The following is a 16,459-nucleotide window of genomic DNA, read 5'->3' as shown; positions in this document are numbered from 1 at the left end:
CTGGGGAGAACAGTCTTTTTTTATTTTCATGGCACATTCCGTTAGAACAGTCCAAGCAAGATCCTCCAAGGCAGAACGTATAGGATAGGGGGAACGCGCTTGAATTTCATGAGGCTGGACCCTTATAGCTTACCCTGATACGGAACCTGTATTCTTGATCTAATCTTGAGTATTGGCGATGAGAACATCATGTTCTTTAGGTCAACCTCTTTTATCATTCCAATTATGTGAAGATATGAACAATGTGTGAATAACGCAATTGCCTATTGAACTGTGAAATTAATCACATTATAATAAAAGCATGAAGTGAAAACATTCACAAATAATATTACCAGTCATCACATTCATGCTCAACAAGCGTTACCAAGCATGAATCCAGGCAAAAGTGCTCATCTTAATCAAATATACAGCTTCATACTTGGAGGAGGAAAAACCATGAAAGTAGCAGTTATCGGTTGTACCCATGCAGGAACGTCCGCCATCGTGAATACCGCCAAACTTTACCCGGAAGCACAGATCACCGTTTATGAACGCAATGATAACATCTCATTCCTGTCCTGCGGCATCGCGCTTTACGTCGGAGGCGTTGTAAAAGACCCTGACGGTCTGTTCTACTCTTCGCCTCAGAAGCTCGACGAGCTGGGTGTTGAAACCAAGATGAAGCATGAGATCATTTCGGTGGATACGGATAAGAAAAGCTTGAAAGTTCGGAACCTGGTTACAGAAGAAATTTTTGATGATGCCTATGACAAACTGATTATCACAACCGGATCATGGCCAATCGTACCGAAGCTTGAAGGCATCGATCTGAATAATATTCTGCTCTGCAAAAACTATAATCATTCCAATGCGATCATTGAAAAAGCGCAGGAAGCGAAACACATTACGGTTGTCGGCGCCGGTTACATCGGCGTAGAACTGGTCGAAGCCTTCCAACAGAACGGCAAGCAGGTTACCCTGATTGATAGTGCCGACCGCATTCTGAACAAATATCTGGATCCTGAATTTAGCGGCAAGATCGAGGAATCCTTCCGTGAAAAAGGGATTGAGATGGCTCTGGGCCAGACCGTGACTTCTTTCCAAGGCAAGGATGGCAAGGTGAACAAGGTCATCACCGACAAAGGTGAGATCGACACGGATCTCGTGATCCTCTGCATCGGCTTCCGTCCGAATACGGAGCTGGTGAAGGGGCAGGTGGAAATGCTGAAAAATGGCGCCATCGTCGTGGATCAATATATGCAAAGCAGCAAGCAGGATGTATATGCAGCAGGCGATTGCTGCTCCGTGCACTATAACCCGACCGGTAAAATGATGTACATTCCACTGGCTACGAACGCAGTCCGGATGGGTACGCTCGTTGCACGCAATCTTGTGTCGCCAACAACCCCATATATGGGAACGCAAGGTACGTCGGGATTGAAAATATACGAACACAACATTGCGTCGACGGGATTAACCGAAGGAGCCGCCAAGGACGAAGGCTTGAAGGTGGAGACGGTCACCATTACGGATCATTACCGTCCGGAATTCATGCCTACCTTTGAAGAGGTTACGCTGAAGGTGGTATATGAGCAAGACAGCCGCCGGATGCTTGGTGCACAGGTTATTTCCAAAGTGGATATGACGCAATCCATTAACACGCTGTCGGTATGCATACAGAATCGGATGACGATTGATCAATTGGCCTTCATCGACTTCTTCTTCCAGCCGCATTACAATAAACCGTGGAATTTCCTTAACACGGCTGGACTGCAGGCATTGCCGGCGGTCGAAACAAAAACACCGGTGCATTCGTAAGTGATCGATTCACCAAGAAGACTCCCTGATTTGGGGGTCTTTTTCTTGTTTTTGAAGGATTATGGATTTTGACAGCGAATTGGAAAATATCCGGACATGTAGATTTCGACTTTCAGGAGGTAGGATAAAGTATGAATAAAAAAGTAATGCTGGCCACAGCTGCATTGTTCTCCATGCTGCTGACGGCGGCTTGTTCCAATGATCAGGCTGATCCGCCTGCAGAGACTCCGCCGGCTGTTGTGGACAGTGGGGGGACAGATCAGACGGGGACGTCTGAAGAACAGCCGCCTGCAGAACCCCAAGGTGAGGACCAACCGGCCGACAACGCAGAGGTGAAGCCGATCGGCGAACCTGCCGCAGTGGGCGATACGGTGGATTATCACGGCACGGTCATTACGCTAAACGGCGTACGTGAATCCGAGGGTGATGAATATTTGAAGCCCCAGCCCGGCCATACGTTTAAGGTGGTTGACATTACCGTGAAGAACAATGGCCAGGAGCCGCTGGTCATCTCTTCCGCGCTGTCTTTTTCCCTGACGGATTCGAGCGATCTTAACTATACGGTTCCCATTACGGATGACGTGAAAATGCTGGACGGCACCGTTGCCCCAGGCGGCGAGCTGACAGGTGAAATACCGTACGAAGTGAAGCAGGGGGTTAAGGGACTGCAGCTGAGTTATGGCGATCCGATGAAAGAAGGAAGAGCCATTTGGGCAGTGGAATAAAAAAATAATATTGGTTTCGGATGTACGAATGATGAGAGGATTTTGCTTAGGCAAGGTCCTTTTTTCTATGTGATTGTGAAGATGCTGCTTTACATGCGGGAATGTTTTCAGTATGATTAAACCGTACAGTCGGTTTTATTGCTGTTAATGGTGTTCATCATCTTCACAGATTCATTTTTATTAAGAGAACCAGGTTTTGGTACGTGAATTCCGCACTATTATTTCCAAGCAAGGAGTGCTTACATCGATGTCTTCAGAAAAAGCGCAGCGAAAGCGCGACATGATTCTGGATAAAGCGAAGGAACTGTTCATCCAGCGCGGGTATGCGGCAACATCCATGGATGAACTGGTCAAGTATACGGGTGCCAGTAAGGGAAGCATCTACTATCACTTTGAGAGCAAGGAAGATTTGTTTGTCAAGCTGCTGGCGAAGCAGAATCAGGAATGGATGGAAGCCTGGAACGATCAAAAAGCCCGTTACGCCAGCTTCGAGGAGAAGCTGTACGGCATTGCCGATCATATGGTCGACGACTTCCAGAATCCGCTGACCAAGATTGCGGAGGAATTCTTTATCAATCAGCCGGAGAATAAGACGATTGTGGGCGAGATGCTGGCCATCCTGCAAGGTCCGCGCACGCTCTACCGCGAGATTTTCGCGGAAGGAGTAAGCGAAGGGCGAATACCGGCAGAGGATGTAGAGGAAATATCCATCATATTCGCATCGCTGCTTGATGGGATGTCGGTGTGGTACTTTGAACGGACCCAGGAGGAATCAAGGCAGCTGTATCGCAAGGGAGTCACTTACTTTTTAAACGGTGTGTTATCGAGCCGAGGATCGTAGTGAACCGGAGGATTTATCGGAAACGCTTCTTCTCGATTTGCAAGCGGGGCGGGCGTTTCCGCATAAATATATTTAAACCGAATAGTCGGTTTAAACTAGGGGGATAAAACATGAGGCATTTGTTTGGCAACCGCGCGTTCGTGCTGCTGATGGTTTCGGATTTCATGCAAAATATCGGGATCTGGATCCGCAACATGGCATTGTTGTTCTTCATTATGGAGAAGAGCAACCATGATCCGGTCGCCGTATCGCTGCTTACCGTAATTGAATACGCTCCGATCTTTGTGATCTCCATGATTGGCGGCGTGCTGGCGGACCGTTGGCGTCCCAAGCGAACGATGATCTGGGGGGACATTCTCAGCTTTTTATCCATATTGCTTATCCTGTTCGTTGTGTATGCGGGATATTGGCAGGCCGTGTTTGCGGTGACCCTGGTCTCGGCTGTTGTATCTCAATTCTCGCAGCCTTCGTCCATGAAGCTCATCAAGCGCTGCTTGCCGGATGAGCATGTGCCCGCGGCCACAGCTTTGTCCCAGACCTCGATGTCGCTGTTTATCATTTTGGGACCGATGGTCGGTACGACGATTTATCAAGCTTTTGGATTGCAGGCGTCTTTAATCAGCTTGTTGGTTCTATTCGGCGCTTCGGCGATCGTGCTAATGTGTCTTCCTTCCAGTGTGGATGAACCCTCTAACAATTCGGAATCGACCGGTTCTTTTATGAAGGACATGAAGGCGGGCTTCACTTATATCGGGTCCAGCCGGCTGTTGAAGGTGCTGCTGGTGGTCTATGTTTTATTGGCGCTCGGCAGCGGACTTGTTCAGCCGCTTGATATCTTTGTCATCACGGAGCGTTTACAACTGGCAATGTCCAGCGTTCAGTGGTTCACCGCGCTAGAGGGCCTAGGCATGTTAATTGGCGGCGTGCTGGCTGCTGTCATTGCGGGGAGAGTGAAAGGCAACTACTTGTTGTTCGCCGGGCTTGCCTTCCTTGGCCTCTCGACCTTTGTCGAGGTGCTGTCCCAGTGGCCGATCCTGACCGGCACGATGCGCTTCGCAACCGGGGTGCTGATGGCGATGGCGCAGACGGTTCTGATGGCCGTGATGATGCAGCAGGTGGAAGAGAAATTCATCGGTCGGCTGAATGGCGTGATGACGCCGATGTTTACCGGCATGCTGCTCATCGGCTCCGGGTTTACGGGATGGTATATGTCGGTAACCTCCATTGTGGTCGTGTATTTTACGGCAGGCGCGCTCTTCCTGCTGTCGTCCTTGATTAGCATGAAGCTTCCGATCTCGAACGTTCCGGCTCAGGAAAAGGAAACGCCTGTTAGAGTAGAGACTGCCGCCGAGGCATAGGATAGTGGTTAGAACTTGTTGCTGGTAAATTGGCATAGGCTGCTGGTTTAGAACGTGTTGCTTGTAAACTGGCATAAGTTAGCTGGTTTAGAACAAGAGGGCTGGTAAAAGCACCAACCAAGCGGTGTAGGGATTATCTCCGGGCACCGCATTTTTTTATATGTACCGCTGGCTCAGATCGAGCGAATGATCGATCTCAAACGTGATCAAGGGCAGCCAGGATTCTAGGATGTCCGATCCTGACGCACAAGGTCGTGATATAATTCACGTTCTTGCTTTGGCGGCTGCGGTACAATATGGGTAACTGTAACAGAAACATCAGAAGCTGCATTCGAGAGATTTTCAGGACGGAATGCGGGAGAAATGGGGGAACGGCCATGGCCTATTACAAACCGGATCGCATTGCGGAGATCACCGTGGAGAACGGGGTGAAAAAAGCACATAACTCCGTCATGAACGTAATGATATTAGGATTTTTGGCGGGGGCTTTTATCGCGCTCGGCTTTTTGCTGGATATTCGCGTGATTGCCGGGGCGTCTGAGGCTTGGGGAGGCATTGCCGGTTTTATAGGCGCGGCGATATTCCCTGTCGGACTGATCCTTGTATTGCTCGCAGGCGGAGAGCTGCTGACGGGCAACATGATGGCCGTGTCCCTGGCCAGATTCAAGAAGCGGATTTCCACGAAGGAGATGATACGGAATTTAGCTCTCGTCACGGTAAGCAATATGGCGGGGGCGTTGTTCGTCGCTTACTTCTTCGGTCATGTGACCGGTCTGACAGGCAGCGGAGTTTATCTGGAGAAGCTGGTGGATATGGCGGGACACAAGCTGGACGACAGCTTCCTGCAGGCTTTCTTGTCGGGCATCGGCTGCAACTGGCTCGTAGCGCTCGCCGTGTGGCTGTCCTACGGATCGGACCAGATGAGTGGCAAAATTCTCGGGATCTGGTTTCCGACGATGGCGTTTGTAGCCATCGGCTTTCAGCACGTGGTGGCCAACATGTTCCTCATTCCGGCCGCGATATTTGAAGGGTATTACAGCTGGGGTGAGTATTTCATAAATTTCATTCCGGTATGGCTTGGCAATTTCGTCGGAGGCGCGCTGTTTGTGGGAGCTGCCTACGGGACCGTATATTTGAAGAAGAATGATAAGGTTGAGGTCATTCCACGCGGCGAACAAGAAGCTGCGCTGCCTTCCGCTCCGGCTACCGGCACTGCTCAACAGGTTCATTCTGCGTAGAATGTTTCTTAATACCGTAAGTCTGGCAATCGTCAGGCAGTGGAAAATAGCTGCGATCGACCGCTCCCTAAGGGATAGGGTCGGATGATCGCAGCTTTTTTGTCGTTGTTGGCGGAGCGGACTCTTTGCATAAGTCGCAAAAGGAACAAGCCCGCTATTTTTTTAAATGGTAAGGCACAGTCGTAATAATCACATCTTTCCGATACAGCAAATGTGCACGGATGAGCAAGCTGGATTGATTGTGCAGGAAGTTATGCCAGCCCTTATTGGGGATGAACTGCGGGATGACCATGGTAACCTGGTAGTCGGATTCGCTTGCCTTTCGCTGTACGGTATCGATAATGCCATACAAAACAAATTCGCCATGCCGGTCTCGGGGGAGGAGACATGGGCATGGCGAATTTTTGGGAGTGGTCCATGATTTGGCAAGGAAGAGAAAGGGTCTGGGTTCCTCTTCGTTGCTCTTGATAGGAATATACCCGGAAGGAAGTAGAGTGAATCACCGATGCAGAAAAAAATGTAAGACTTTACTGGAACCCTGATTTTCTTTTAAGATAAAGGGATATGATTCAGCGTGTACAAGGGGGAATAGACGAAATGACTCAAGCGATGATTCATCAGGAAAACGGCGTGTTTCCGGCGGTCTGTCCGTTGGATTGTCCCGATACTTGCGGCCTGCTGCTGCATAAAGAGAACGGAAAAATCGTGAAGGTTACCGGTAATCCGGATCATCCGATTACGCAGGGAGCCATCTGCAATAAAGTCCGTAATATGACACATCGAGTGTATCATCCGGAGCGCGTGCTATATCCGCTGCGGAGGGTAGGGCCCAAAGGTCAGGGCGCTTTCGAGCGAATCAGCTGGGATGAAGCGGTTCAGGAGATTGCCGAACGCTACGAGAAGCTGATCGAGGAGCATGGCTCTGAGAGCATTCTGCCTTACAGCTTCTACGGCAACATGGGGATATTAAGTGTAGACGGCATGGATCGGAGGTTCTTCAACAGGCTGGGCGCCAGCCGGCTGAAGCAGTCGATCTGTAATTCGGCAGGCAATGAGGGCTGGAAATCCGTTATGGGGTTTAATGGAGGCACCGTCCCGGAGGATACCGTTCATGCCGATGTCATCATCGTCTGGGGCGGCAACATCGTCAGCACCAATATGCATCAGGTGGTGTTGGCAGAGAAAGCGCGCAAGGCCGGTGCCAAGGTCGTTGTCATCGACGTGCATAAGAACCAGACGGGGCAATGGGCCGATTGGTTCATTCCGCTGTTTCCGGGCACGGATGCGGCACTGGCCGTCGGCCTCATGCACATCTTGTTCCGTGACGGCATGGTGAACGAGGAATTCCTGCGGCAGTATACGATCGGTCATGAAGCCTTGCGTGAGCATGTGAAAGACTATACACCGGAGCATGTATCCTCCATTACCGGAATTCCAGTTGAGGATATCGAGAAGCTGGCCGAGCTGTACGGCCGGGCAGATACTTCTTACATTCATATCGGTAACGGTCTTCAGCATCATGACAATGGGGGCTTGACGGTGCGCAGCATTGCGGCGCTTCCGGCCTTAACCGGACAATGGCTGAAGCGGGGCGGAGGGGCCGCCAAGTCGAACGGCGGTTACAACAGCATGGACAGCGATGCGCTCGAACGTCCCGATCTCCGTCCGAATCCGGATGCGCGGACGATTAACATGAACCGGATCGGCGAGGCGCTTGCCATGACCGAACAGCCGATTAAGTCGGTCTTTGTCTATTGCAGCAATCCGCTGGTTGTCGCTCCCGACTCCGAGCGGGTAAGGGAAGGGTTTGCACGGGAGGATCTGTTTACGGTTGTGCATGACCTGTTTATGACGGATACGGCCAAGTATGCAGATATCGTGCTCCCGGCAACCTCCTCGTTCGAGAATACCGACCTGTTCGCTTCCTACTGGCATCAGTACATCCAGCTGCAGGAGCCGGTCATCCCGGCGCTTGGGGAGAGCAAGAGCAATGTAGAGCTGTTCTCCATGCTGGGGCGGGCTATGGGGTTCACTGACCCGGCCTTCCATGAGACGGAAGAGGAGATGATGGCAAGAGCGCTCGACTTCCCGGGTAATCCTTATCTGAACGGCGTCACGCTGGACAAGCTAAAGGAACACCGCTATGTGAAGCTTGATATGACGCCGCTTGAAACATATCTGGATCGTTTGCCGACGCCTTCGGGCCGGATCGAGCTTTACTCCGCACAGTTGGAGGAAGCAGGTCTTCCGCCTCTTCCGACCTACGTGCCGCTCAAGGAAGGTTATGACGGCGTAAGGCGCGGCCGCGGGCACAAATACCCGCTCATGTTCATTTCGCCGCCGAACCACAACTTCCTGAATTCGACCTTTGCGAATGTGGAGAAGCATCAGAAGCTGGAGAAGGAGCCTGCCCTGCAGATCCATCCGGAGGATGCAGAGGAACGCGGTCTAGAGGACGGAGACATGGTTACGGTATACAACGACCGCGGAACCTATGAAGTTCGGGCCAAGGTAACGGATAAAATGCTGCCGGGCACCGTTGTCAGCCAAGGCCTGTGGTGGGAAGGCGGGGGCCGTAAGCAGCGCGCCAATGCCCTTACACCCGACAGGCTGTCGGATATGGGTGAAGGGGCTACCTTCTTCTCAACGGTGGTCGAGGTCAGGACTAAAATAACCGGTGCATAAAGATGAATACATTGACTGTCTTGTTGGTCTATATGACCTCAAGGCAGTCTTTTTTTGGGATAAGAAAGTATAAACATCCGAGGCTTAGCATCCCCTTATCTCGCAAGAGAAACTTCCGTTAAATGCGTCTGTCTACTGAGTAAGTACGTCGATAGACGTTTTTTTGTTGGCTGGAAAGGGTGAAACATTCCGGTAGAAGTATAAAAAATCGGGGTTTTATTATATAGATTCAAAATATTTCCATAGGTAGAATGATACTAAGTCAATTGCAAGCGGTTTCGAAAATGGTAAACATTCAGAGACCCGGCGTGCTTTTACATCATTTCGTAACGGGAGGATAAATATGCCGCAAGCTACTGCAGAACAGCAACCATCACCCATTGCCCGGCAGCCAAAAGTCCATAGTAAAAGTTTTCTTAGGCGATTCATGAAGCAATGGGATGTTCAGCTTATGGTGATACCCGGCGTCATTCTAGTTTTCATTTTTGCCTATCTGCCTATGTACGGCGTAATAACCGGATTTATGGATTATAACCTGTTCACCGGCTCAAGAATTTGGGATAACCCGTGGGTTGGTTTTAAACATTTTGAAGCTTTTTTTGCCGCCCCCGAGTTTGAAAGAATTTTGCGCAACACGATTGTGATCAGTCTATTGAAATTCTTTATCGGATTTCCAGCACCGATCGTACTGGCACTTTTATTGAATGAAGTTCGCCATATGTTATTCAAAAGAGTCATCCAGACGATTACATACCTGCCCCATTTCCTATCATGGGTTATTGTGGCAGGATTCACCACCGCCTTGCTATCAACGGAGAACGGAAGCATCAACATTCTGCTGGAGAGCATAGGGGCCATTGATGAACCGATCAATTTCCTTTCGTTAAAGGAGTATTTTTGGTCGATCCTGATTTCGGCCAACGTATGGAAGGAGATCGGATTTAACTCGATTGTATTCCTGGCTGCGATTGCGAGTATTGATCCTGCTCTCTATGAGGCTGCCGACATCGACGGTGCAAGCAAGTCCAAGCAAATCTACCTGATTACGCTTCCTTCGATTATGCCGGTCATCATTATCTTTATGATTCTTGCGATCGGCAACTTGCTCAATGCAGGCTTTGAGGACATCCTGCTCCTGGCATCCAATCCGGTGCTGCGGCCGGTATCCGATGTTATTGATACGTATGTCTATCGAGTAGGCCTAGGGTCACACCGTTATTCTTATGCGGTTGCTATCGGGTTGTTCAAGGCGATTATCAGTGTTGGACTGCTTACGATCGCGAACTATCTGGCTCGAAGATCTGGTAATAGCTTATGGTAACAATCAGCAGCCCTCAGGAGGTACGGCATGTTAAAAAGAATTAGCTTTGGTGATAAGGTCATGCTTATCGTGATTTACGTGTTCCTCAGTTTATTAGCCTTCTCGGCACTCTATCCTTTCTGGAATGCGGTGGCTGTTTCCTTCAACGTAGGTGTCGATACCGCAAAGGGCGGAGTCACCTTCTGGCCAAGAGAATTCACAACCGAAAATTATAAAATCATACTCCAGGACGACCGACTGCTTAACGGGTTCTTCATATCCATAAGCCGTACCGTAATCGGCACCGCAACCTCCATATTCATGACAGCGCTTCTCGCATTCGGGATGACCCGAACTTATCTGATCGGACGAAAATATTACACATTGTTCTTTATATTCACCCTCTACTTTGGTGGAGGGTTGATTCCAACGTATCTCCTTATCCGTTCACTCGGTCTGATGGACAGCTTTCTGGTATTTATTATTCCATCCTTAATCAGTGTGTGGAACATGATTATTTTTCGGACCTTCTTTCGAGGTCTTCCCGTAGGGCTGGAAGAGTCAGCCCATATTGACGGCTGCAGCAATTGGGGCACATTCTTTCGGATTATTCTCCCATTGTCCGGACCGGTTATCGCTACGCTGGCTCTGTTGACTGCCGTTGGACACTGGAACGACTGGTTCCTGCCGAGTATCTACATCACCAGTGATCATTTGCTCCCCATTCAGACGATTCTGCGGCAGACCTTGAATGCCAATATTGTATCGGGTTCAAGCTCCGTGCTCGATAGCGCTTCGGTTGCCCTACTGGATCAAGCAAGGCAAATCACTTCAAAATCGCTCACAATGGCGATGATGATCGTGGTGACCTTACCGATCATTCTTGTCTATCCTTTTGTGCAAAAGTATTTTGTCAAAGGCGTACTGGTAGGCTCGCTGAAGGAGTAGTTGACGAACGGTTTAAGGCGAACAGCTTTGAACATATATATTTTTGTTAATGAGAGGGGTTAAGTGAATGAGAAAGACGAAAAAGCCGTTGCTCGTATTGGTCTCGTTGCTATTGATAATGGTTACGGCTCTAGCGGGATGCGGAAAATCGGCAGCTCCAGCTCCAGCACCACCGGCAGCAAACAATGATGGCGAGAAGAAAACCGATCCGCCAGCAGAGGGGAATCGTGACGGCAAATGGGTCCTTGGTGAGAAGCCGCTGGAGTTTTCAGCATATTCTCACTATGAGAACTCGGACTTCCCTAAATGGGAAAGCACGCCTGTCGGTAAATATTTAAGTGAAGAAAAACAAGTGAAAATCAACATGATTGCGGCTGCTGGAGCACATACGCAAAAGCTGAGTGCGATGATGGCTTCAGACGACCTGCCGGATATGATCTGGACAGACAAGAACCATCCAGACTTGGAGAGACTCCGCAAAGAAGGAAAACTGGTAGCCTATGATGATTATTTGGATAAGTATCCCAACCTGAAGACATGGATGGGCGATCTGAACATGTTACGTTCAGATGATGGCAAACTGTATATGTTCCCTAACTGGTATTCATCCAATCCTTACGGTAACGCCGGTTACGTAGTTAACAAGAAAATCTATAAAGAGCTGGGCGAGCCTCCGCTCGAAACAACGGACGATCTATATGATTATCTGGTGAAAGTTAAAGATAAGTACGGCAGCAGCATCATTCCGTTCGAGCCGCACCGTGCACAGGAAAGACAGGGACTTGGCGTGTTATACACGGCCTTCGGAGAGGGAGCAAGTTACACGAATCTGAATGCTAGCTTGCTTGCGGTTCCAAAAGACGGAAAACTGACGTCAGTACTTACAGATCCGGTATTCCGAGAGGCTCAGAAATATATTGCTAAACTGTACAGAGAGAAGCTCATCTCTCAAGATGCCTTTAACCAAACGGAAGATCAGATTTTGGAGAAAGTCATGACAGGCAGAGTGGCAGTATTTGCAGGAGCAAGTCCCACAACGATGGCAGGCGAAGCGCACCCTGAATTGATCAAACAAGATCCGGATGGCGGGTATTTCATGATTTGGCCTATTCATAAGCCGGGTCTGGATAAGAATAAAATTTATCCAGGCACCTACACAAGCTTTGGATGGAATGCTGCCTATATTACAACGGCTGCTGAGGACCCTGAAGCGATATTCGCATTCCTCGACTGGTACACAGGTCCGGAAGGGATGAACGTCCAATTCTTCGGTCCGGAAGGAAAGAACTGGGACGGATTCGATGAAGATGGTAAGCCGAATTTCACCGAGAATTATGATCCGGCAGAAGTAGCAGAAATTCAATCTAAGAATGAGCCTGTTATGTTCGTAGGTAATACGAGTTATATTGACCCTGCCAAATATAAATACATGGAGAATCTCCCCTTCGAAGAGCAGGGCTGGAGAACACGTTACCAACAAACGATTACTTGGCCAACTCAATTGAACGTTACAGAATTTGTTAACCTCAATCCGGCTCCAGATTCGGATGAAGGCATTATCAAAGCATCTGTCGATGAACTTTTCCTCGAAATCTATGCTAAGTCCGTCATGGCGAAGAACGACGAAGAGGTTGATAAAATTCTCGATCAAGGAAACAAGGATTTGATGGATTTGGGCTATGGTCAGCTTCTGGAATGGCGGACGATCAAATGGCAGGAGAATTTAGCTAAATTGAACGGAAAATAATAACACAGTAATGTCAGGGGGGACTTCCCAAAGAATCCATAAGGTTCTTTGGGATATCTCTGTTTTGCGAACATAATTGTCTGGAGGGGGTTCTATGTACAAGGTGCTGCTTGTGGATGATGAAGAACTAGATCTCGAAGGCATGAGAAGATTCATTCCTTGGTCCGATCTGCATATGGAGTTAGTGGGGAGTGTCAATAATGCATTGTCGGCATGTGAAATTATCAAGAGCGAAGATGTTGATATTTTAGTCAGTGACGTCAATATGCCTTATATGTCTGGACTCGAGCTGGCACGGATTGCGCTTGAACATAAACCTAACATGCGAATCATATTCGTCAGCGGATATCAGGAATTCAGCTATGTACAGCAAGCACTCTTATTGAAGGCTTACAGTTATGTTCTCAAGCCGATGAACGATAGGGAGCTTGTTGCTTCCTTAATCAAGGTAAAGCGGGATCTAGATGAAGAAAACAAGCAGCGCGAGGTGGAGATGGCTTATCAGGAGATGATCCCCATTGTCAAAAGCGATTTTCTTATACGTCTGCTTGAGCGGGAAGAATCAGAAGAATTACTGACAAAGATGAGTATCTCTTATGAATTCGACCAGTTGAAATGGCCGGTTCGCGTCGCAGTCATGGAGCTCGATAATGTTTCATGGCGTCAGGCGGGGAGCCTTTCCTCACAGAGGGAATTGGCGAGAATATTCCTGCAACGTATTCAAGAGGCGATTACGGATAGTGGGAGCGGCATGCTTCCTTACTGTAAGCTGTCTTCGCAACGAGTAGCGATACTGCTGGAGGACAGTAACGCTACTCCAACGATAAGCACACTGATGGATAGCGTTCAGCAGCATTTGATGACATCCATGACAACGGGCATTGGTGAACCCGTACGCACATTGGATCAACTTCACCTGTCGTATAGGCAGGCTGTTGAAGCGGTGGAAGGCAAGATGTTTCTGGGCAAGGGAAGTATTATCAAGTACGAAGACGTCAGTGCCGAGCCGGGAATGCTGGATGCAAGGATGCTTGATGAACGCATGAACGTCCTCTTAAAGGCAATGGAGGAATACGAGCTGGTTCAAATCTGTGATGAACTGGAAAAATTATTCGGCTCTATAAGGAGTCTGCGCTCCCGTTTTACCGTGCATAATATGTCGAATTATATTATATGGAAACTCGAACAATATTTAAGCAGTCGCAATGAAGACTTGTTTGACCTGTTAGGCATGGATATTCATCATCTGGATATCTTGATGCAGTTCGAAACCGTCAGCGATATTCGTTCATGGTTCATCCAGCGTATATTCGAAATTTCCGAAAGATTATATGAGAAATCCAATTCCAAGGATAGTAAATTCATCCGCAGTGTCATCCAAACGATGAAAGAACGAATGAGTGAGAATATAACGATAAAGGATATTGCCCAGCATTTTTCTTTTTCGCCGAGTCATATCGGATTTTTGATTAAAGAGCGGTCAGGAAATACGTTTAATGAACTGCTTGTACAACTGCGCATGGAAAAAGCGTGTGAATTGCTAAAACAGCCTGGCCTTAAAGTTTATGAAGTCGCCGATCAGGTAGGATACCGCTATCTTCCTTATTTCAGCCGGCAGTTCAAAGAAAAATTCGCCATGACACCCATGGAATATCGAAAGAGAGAATTGGGATGAACAATCACTGGATTTCATCATCCGGAACAGACGGCAAGAAGCTGGGGTATATACCCGTTGGTTATAAGCTCATGCTGACTTTTACGGTCTTTACTTTGCTATTGGTTTCTGTAAACTTTTATATTTCGCATTCGATGTATGATGAGACTATGCGCGAACAGACCCGCGTCAACATCCAGGGGACGCTTCAGCAGATTCGGGATAACGTTGCCTATAAGGTGGATGATATCGTCCAGACATCGGCGACATTGTATGATGATCCTGCATTCATTCAGAGCATCCGCCGGGATTTATCGGGTGCTGAGAATCATGTCCGTATGAACAATGTGATTCTCCCAAAGCTAGAGAGCGCTGCAAAGGCGGTTGGCCTTAATTTAAGGCTATCCGTCTATTTTCATAATCAAACGGTGTACGAGAAGTATAAAAATTGGAATCACGAAATCAACCAAGATTTCAACGAACAAACCTATGATATTTACCATATGACCCGGGTTTCCAATGAGTTTTGGTATTTCACACTGCCGGGAGAGAAATACAATGCAACCATGATCTGGAGGCAGGTGGAAGAGGATGAGCGGGATGGACGGATTTCGATGATTCGACGAATGGTGGATATGAACAATCCGCTGCAAATTAAAGAAGTGGGAATCATGCGGTTCAGTGTGCGATTGTCGCAGCTGTTCGATAGTGTAGATTACGCGAAACTTGGGGACGGAAGTATGTTATCGGTACTGGATCCCTTTGGGAATGTGGTGTTTACCTCTGGCCCATCTGTTGAAGATAATAACGACACCCTCGTCAAAGTAAATGAACCTACGGGGTTAACAGCACACGATCAGAAGCATTATTTGATCATCGAAGAAGATTTGCCACAGAAGAACTGGAAGATCGTTGCGCAAGTTCCGCTTAATATTATTGAACAGGAAGCGAAGAGAGTACGAACCGTTTTGATAGTCATTTGTATCATCTGCGTAGTGTTATTTACATATACGGGGTATGTTATTTCCCGATCTTTCTCTAAACGAATCCTGAAGATTGTAGGGGTACTCAATGCATTTCGGGAAGGGGATCTGCATAAACGGATCGCTTATCGGGGCAAGGGGGAGTTCCCTCAAATTGCGAATGCCTTGAATGCGATGGGCGAGGATATCGAAGCGTTAATAAAAAAAGTGTATTTAAGCCAGCTACAAAAGAAGGAAGCAGAGCTTGAAATGCTGCAAACGCAGATTAATCCTCATTTCTTATACAATACGCTATCCTCCATTAATCAGCTTGCGAAATTCGGGGAGACGGAGAAACTTCAGGATATGGTGGTGCAGCTGGCACAATTTTATCGGCTTACCTTAAATTCAGGCAGAATATTGATACCCATCGCTTTAGAGATTGAGCAGGCCAATGCGTATCTGGATATTCAAAAAGTAAAATATGGTCAGCGCATGGAAGTCACTTTTGATATCGACACGAATATATGGCCTTACGAGACTATAAAACTGATTTTACAGCCCTTCATTGAAAATGTGCTGAAGCATGCTTGGAGTGGAGATCGTATTCATATTCGGGTTTCAGTCCAAAAGGAAGGCGATGATATCCTGTACAGAATCATAGATGATGGCCTGGGTATGAAGCAGGAACGAATCCAAGAGATATTGGATCCCCAGGATCATAGTCACACGGGCTGCGGGATTCGAAACATTGACCAGCGGGTGAAGCTGCATTATGGGAGCGAATACGGCGTGTCCATCTTCAGCAAAGTCGGAATCGGGACTTCGGTTCAAATTCGCATACCTGCAAGATCCAGAAATTCAAACCCCGATAAGAAGGCGGCGGGGTAGGCGGGGAGCTCTGAACCAAGGGATTCTTCAACAATGAGGATCCGCTGTTTAGCGTCCTGTTCGCTGTTATGGTAAAGCGTCAATGAATGTGCTTGCTAAAAATGGATCTCTCAAGCGATACTAGGATTTGGGCGATAAGAAGTGACAAGCAATGTTCATTCTTACAGGATTATAGGGACAGCAAAAAGATGGCGTTCGCCTCTTTTTTGAAGAATAATTAGAAAAAGCCCGCATGGGCTTTTTTTTAACATATTAGAATTTATAAAGTTTTTTGGGGTCCCCGCAAAGTATTTGGAATAAGCATCGGAGCATA

The 16,459-nt window shown here is 48.0% G+C and carries 11 protein-coding genes and 1 pseudogene; 11 read left to right on the top strand and 1 reads right to left on the bottom strand.

Annotation, left to right across the window (positions count from 1 at the left end):
- Positions 1-435 precede the first annotated feature (435 nt).
- The 5 genes from BJP58_RS17795 to BJP58_RS17775 all read left to right on the top strand — a co-directional run bounded on the left by BJP58_RS17795 (position 436) and on the right by BJP58_RS17775 (position 5,959).
- Positions 436-1,797 carry an FAD-dependent oxidoreductase gene (locus BJP58_RS17795; protein ID WP_071218829.1) on the top strand — a complete coding sequence of 454 codons (1,362 nt, stop codon included), beginning with the start codon at positions 436-438 and terminating at the stop codon, positions 1,795-1,797.
- Between the two features lie 131 nt (positions 1,798-1,928).
- The gene (locus BJP58_RS17790) at positions 1,929-2,522 is read left to right on the top strand and encodes a DUF4352 domain-containing protein (RefSeq protein WP_194539975.1); all 594 of its coding nucleotides are present in this window, start codon (positions 1,929-1,931) and stop codon (positions 2,520-2,522) included.
- A gap of 247 nt (positions 2,523-2,769) precedes the next feature.
- Complete coding sequence (locus BJP58_RS17785; protein ID WP_194539974.1) at positions 2,770-3,363, top strand: TetR/AcrR family transcriptional regulator; 594 nt, start codon at positions 2,770-2,772, stop codon at positions 3,361-3,363.
- 110 nt (positions 3,364-3,473) lie between these two features.
- Positions 3,474-4,721 carry an MFS transporter gene (locus BJP58_RS17780; protein ID WP_194539973.1) on the top strand — a complete coding sequence of 416 codons (1,248 nt, stop codon included), beginning with the start codon at positions 3,474-3,476 and terminating at the stop codon, positions 4,719-4,721.
- A gap of 377 nt (positions 4,722-5,098) precedes the next feature.
- Positions 5,099-5,959 (top strand): formate/nitrite transporter family protein, encoded by an 861-nt coding sequence (locus tag BJP58_RS17775; RefSeq protein WP_194539972.1) that lies wholly within the window; start codon positions 5,099-5,101, stop codon positions 5,957-5,959.
- Between the two features lie 154 nt (positions 5,960-6,113).
- Here the strand turns inward: BJP58_RS17775 and BJP58_RS17770 are convergent.
- Positions 6,114-6,299, bottom strand: a pseudogene (locus tag BJP58_RS17770) (amino acid permease); the annotation flags it as partial.
- Between the two features lie 257 nt (positions 6,300-6,556).
- Between BJP58_RS17770 and BJP58_RS17765 the strand changes: the two are divergent.
- The 6 genes from BJP58_RS17765 (at position 6,557) to BJP58_RS17740 (ending at position 16,146) form a co-directional block, all read left to right on the top strand.
- On the top strand, positions 6,557-8,644 hold the full coding sequence (locus BJP58_RS17765; RefSeq protein ID WP_233354682.1) for a molybdopterin-containing oxidoreductase family protein: 2,088 nt from the start codon (positions 6,557-6,559) through the stop codon (positions 8,642-8,644).
- 343 nt (positions 8,645-8,987) lie between these two features.
- Entirely contained in the window at positions 8,988-9,965 is a 978-nt protein-coding gene (locus BJP58_RS17760; RefSeq protein ID WP_194539971.1) for an ABC transporter permease, read from the top strand.
- Between the two features lie 27 nt (positions 9,966-9,992).
- Positions 9,993-10,892 carry a carbohydrate ABC transporter permease gene (locus tag BJP58_RS17755; RefSeq protein ID WP_194539970.1) on the top strand — a complete coding sequence of 300 codons (900 nt, stop codon included), beginning with the start codon at positions 9,993-9,995 and terminating at the stop codon, positions 10,890-10,892.
- A gap of 67 nt (positions 10,893-10,959) precedes the next feature.
- On the top strand, positions 10,960-12,639 hold the full coding sequence (locus BJP58_RS17750) for an extracellular solute-binding protein (protein WP_194539969.1): 1,680 nt from the start codon (positions 10,960-10,962) through the stop codon (positions 12,637-12,639).
- Between the two features lie 94 nt (positions 12,640-12,733).
- The gene (locus tag BJP58_RS17745; protein ID WP_194539968.1) at positions 12,734-14,314 is read left to right on the top strand and encodes a response regulator; all 1,581 of its coding nucleotides are present in this window, start codon (positions 12,734-12,736) and stop codon (positions 14,312-14,314) included.
- Positions 14,311-16,146, top strand: a complete 1,836-nt coding sequence (locus BJP58_RS17740; RefSeq protein WP_194539967.1) for a cache domain-containing sensor histidine kinase — start codon at positions 14,311-14,313, stop codon at positions 16,144-16,146. Before BJP58_RS17745 ends, BJP58_RS17740 begins: the two co-directional genes overlap by 4 nt.
- Positions 16,147-16,459: the final 313 nt, after the last annotated feature.

Origin of the sequence: Paenibacillus sp. JZ16 (assembly GCF_015326965.1) — a bacterium.
Taxonomy (GTDB): Bacteria; Bacillota; Bacilli; order Paenibacillales; family Paenibacillaceae; genus Paenibacillus_AQ.
The sequence above is the reverse complement of the archived record's forward strand: the minus strand, read 5'-3'. Positions and strand labels throughout refer to the sequence as shown.

Bases quoted from the DNA above. Each gene is read 5' to 3' on its own strand.
- BJP58_RS17760 (WP_194539971.1), top strand. From the start codon at position 8,988: ATGCCGCAAGCTACTGCAGAACAGCAACCATCACCCATTGCCCGGCAG.
- BJP58_RS17785 (WP_194539974.1), top strand. From the start codon at position 2,770: ATGTCTTCAGAAAAAGCGCAGCGAAAGCGCGACATGATTCTGGATAAA.
- BJP58_RS17740 (WP_194539967.1), top strand. From the start codon at position 14,311: ATGAACAATCACTGGATTTCATCATCCGGAACAGACGGCAAGAAGCTG.
- BJP58_RS17750 (WP_194539969.1), top strand. From the start codon at position 10,960: ATGAGAAAGACGAAAAAGCCGTTGCTCGTATTGGTCTCGTTGCTATTG.
- BJP58_RS17775 (WP_194539972.1), top strand. From the start codon at position 5,099: ATGGCCTATTACAAACCGGATCGCATTGCGGAGATCACCGTGGAGAAC.
- BJP58_RS17795 (WP_071218829.1), top strand. From the start codon at position 436: ATGAAAGTAGCAGTTATCGGTTGTACCCATGCAGGAACGTCCGCCATC.
- BJP58_RS17745 (WP_194539968.1), top strand. From the start codon at position 12,734: ATGTACAAGGTGCTGCTTGTGGATGATGAAGAACTAGATCTCGAAGGC.
- BJP58_RS17790 (WP_194539975.1), top strand. From the start codon at position 1,929: ATGAATAAAAAAGTAATGCTGGCCACAGCTGCATTGTTCTCCATGCTG.
- BJP58_RS17755 (WP_194539970.1), top strand. From the start codon at position 9,993: ATGTTAAAAAGAATTAGCTTTGGTGATAAGGTCATGCTTATCGTGATT.
- BJP58_RS17765 (WP_233354682.1), top strand. From the start codon at position 6,557: ATGACTCAAGCGATGATTCATCAGGAAAACGGCGTGTTTCCGGCGGTC.
- BJP58_RS17780 (WP_194539973.1), top strand. From the start codon at position 3,474: ATGAGGCATTTGTTTGGCAACCGCGCGTTCGTGCTGCTGATGGTTTCG.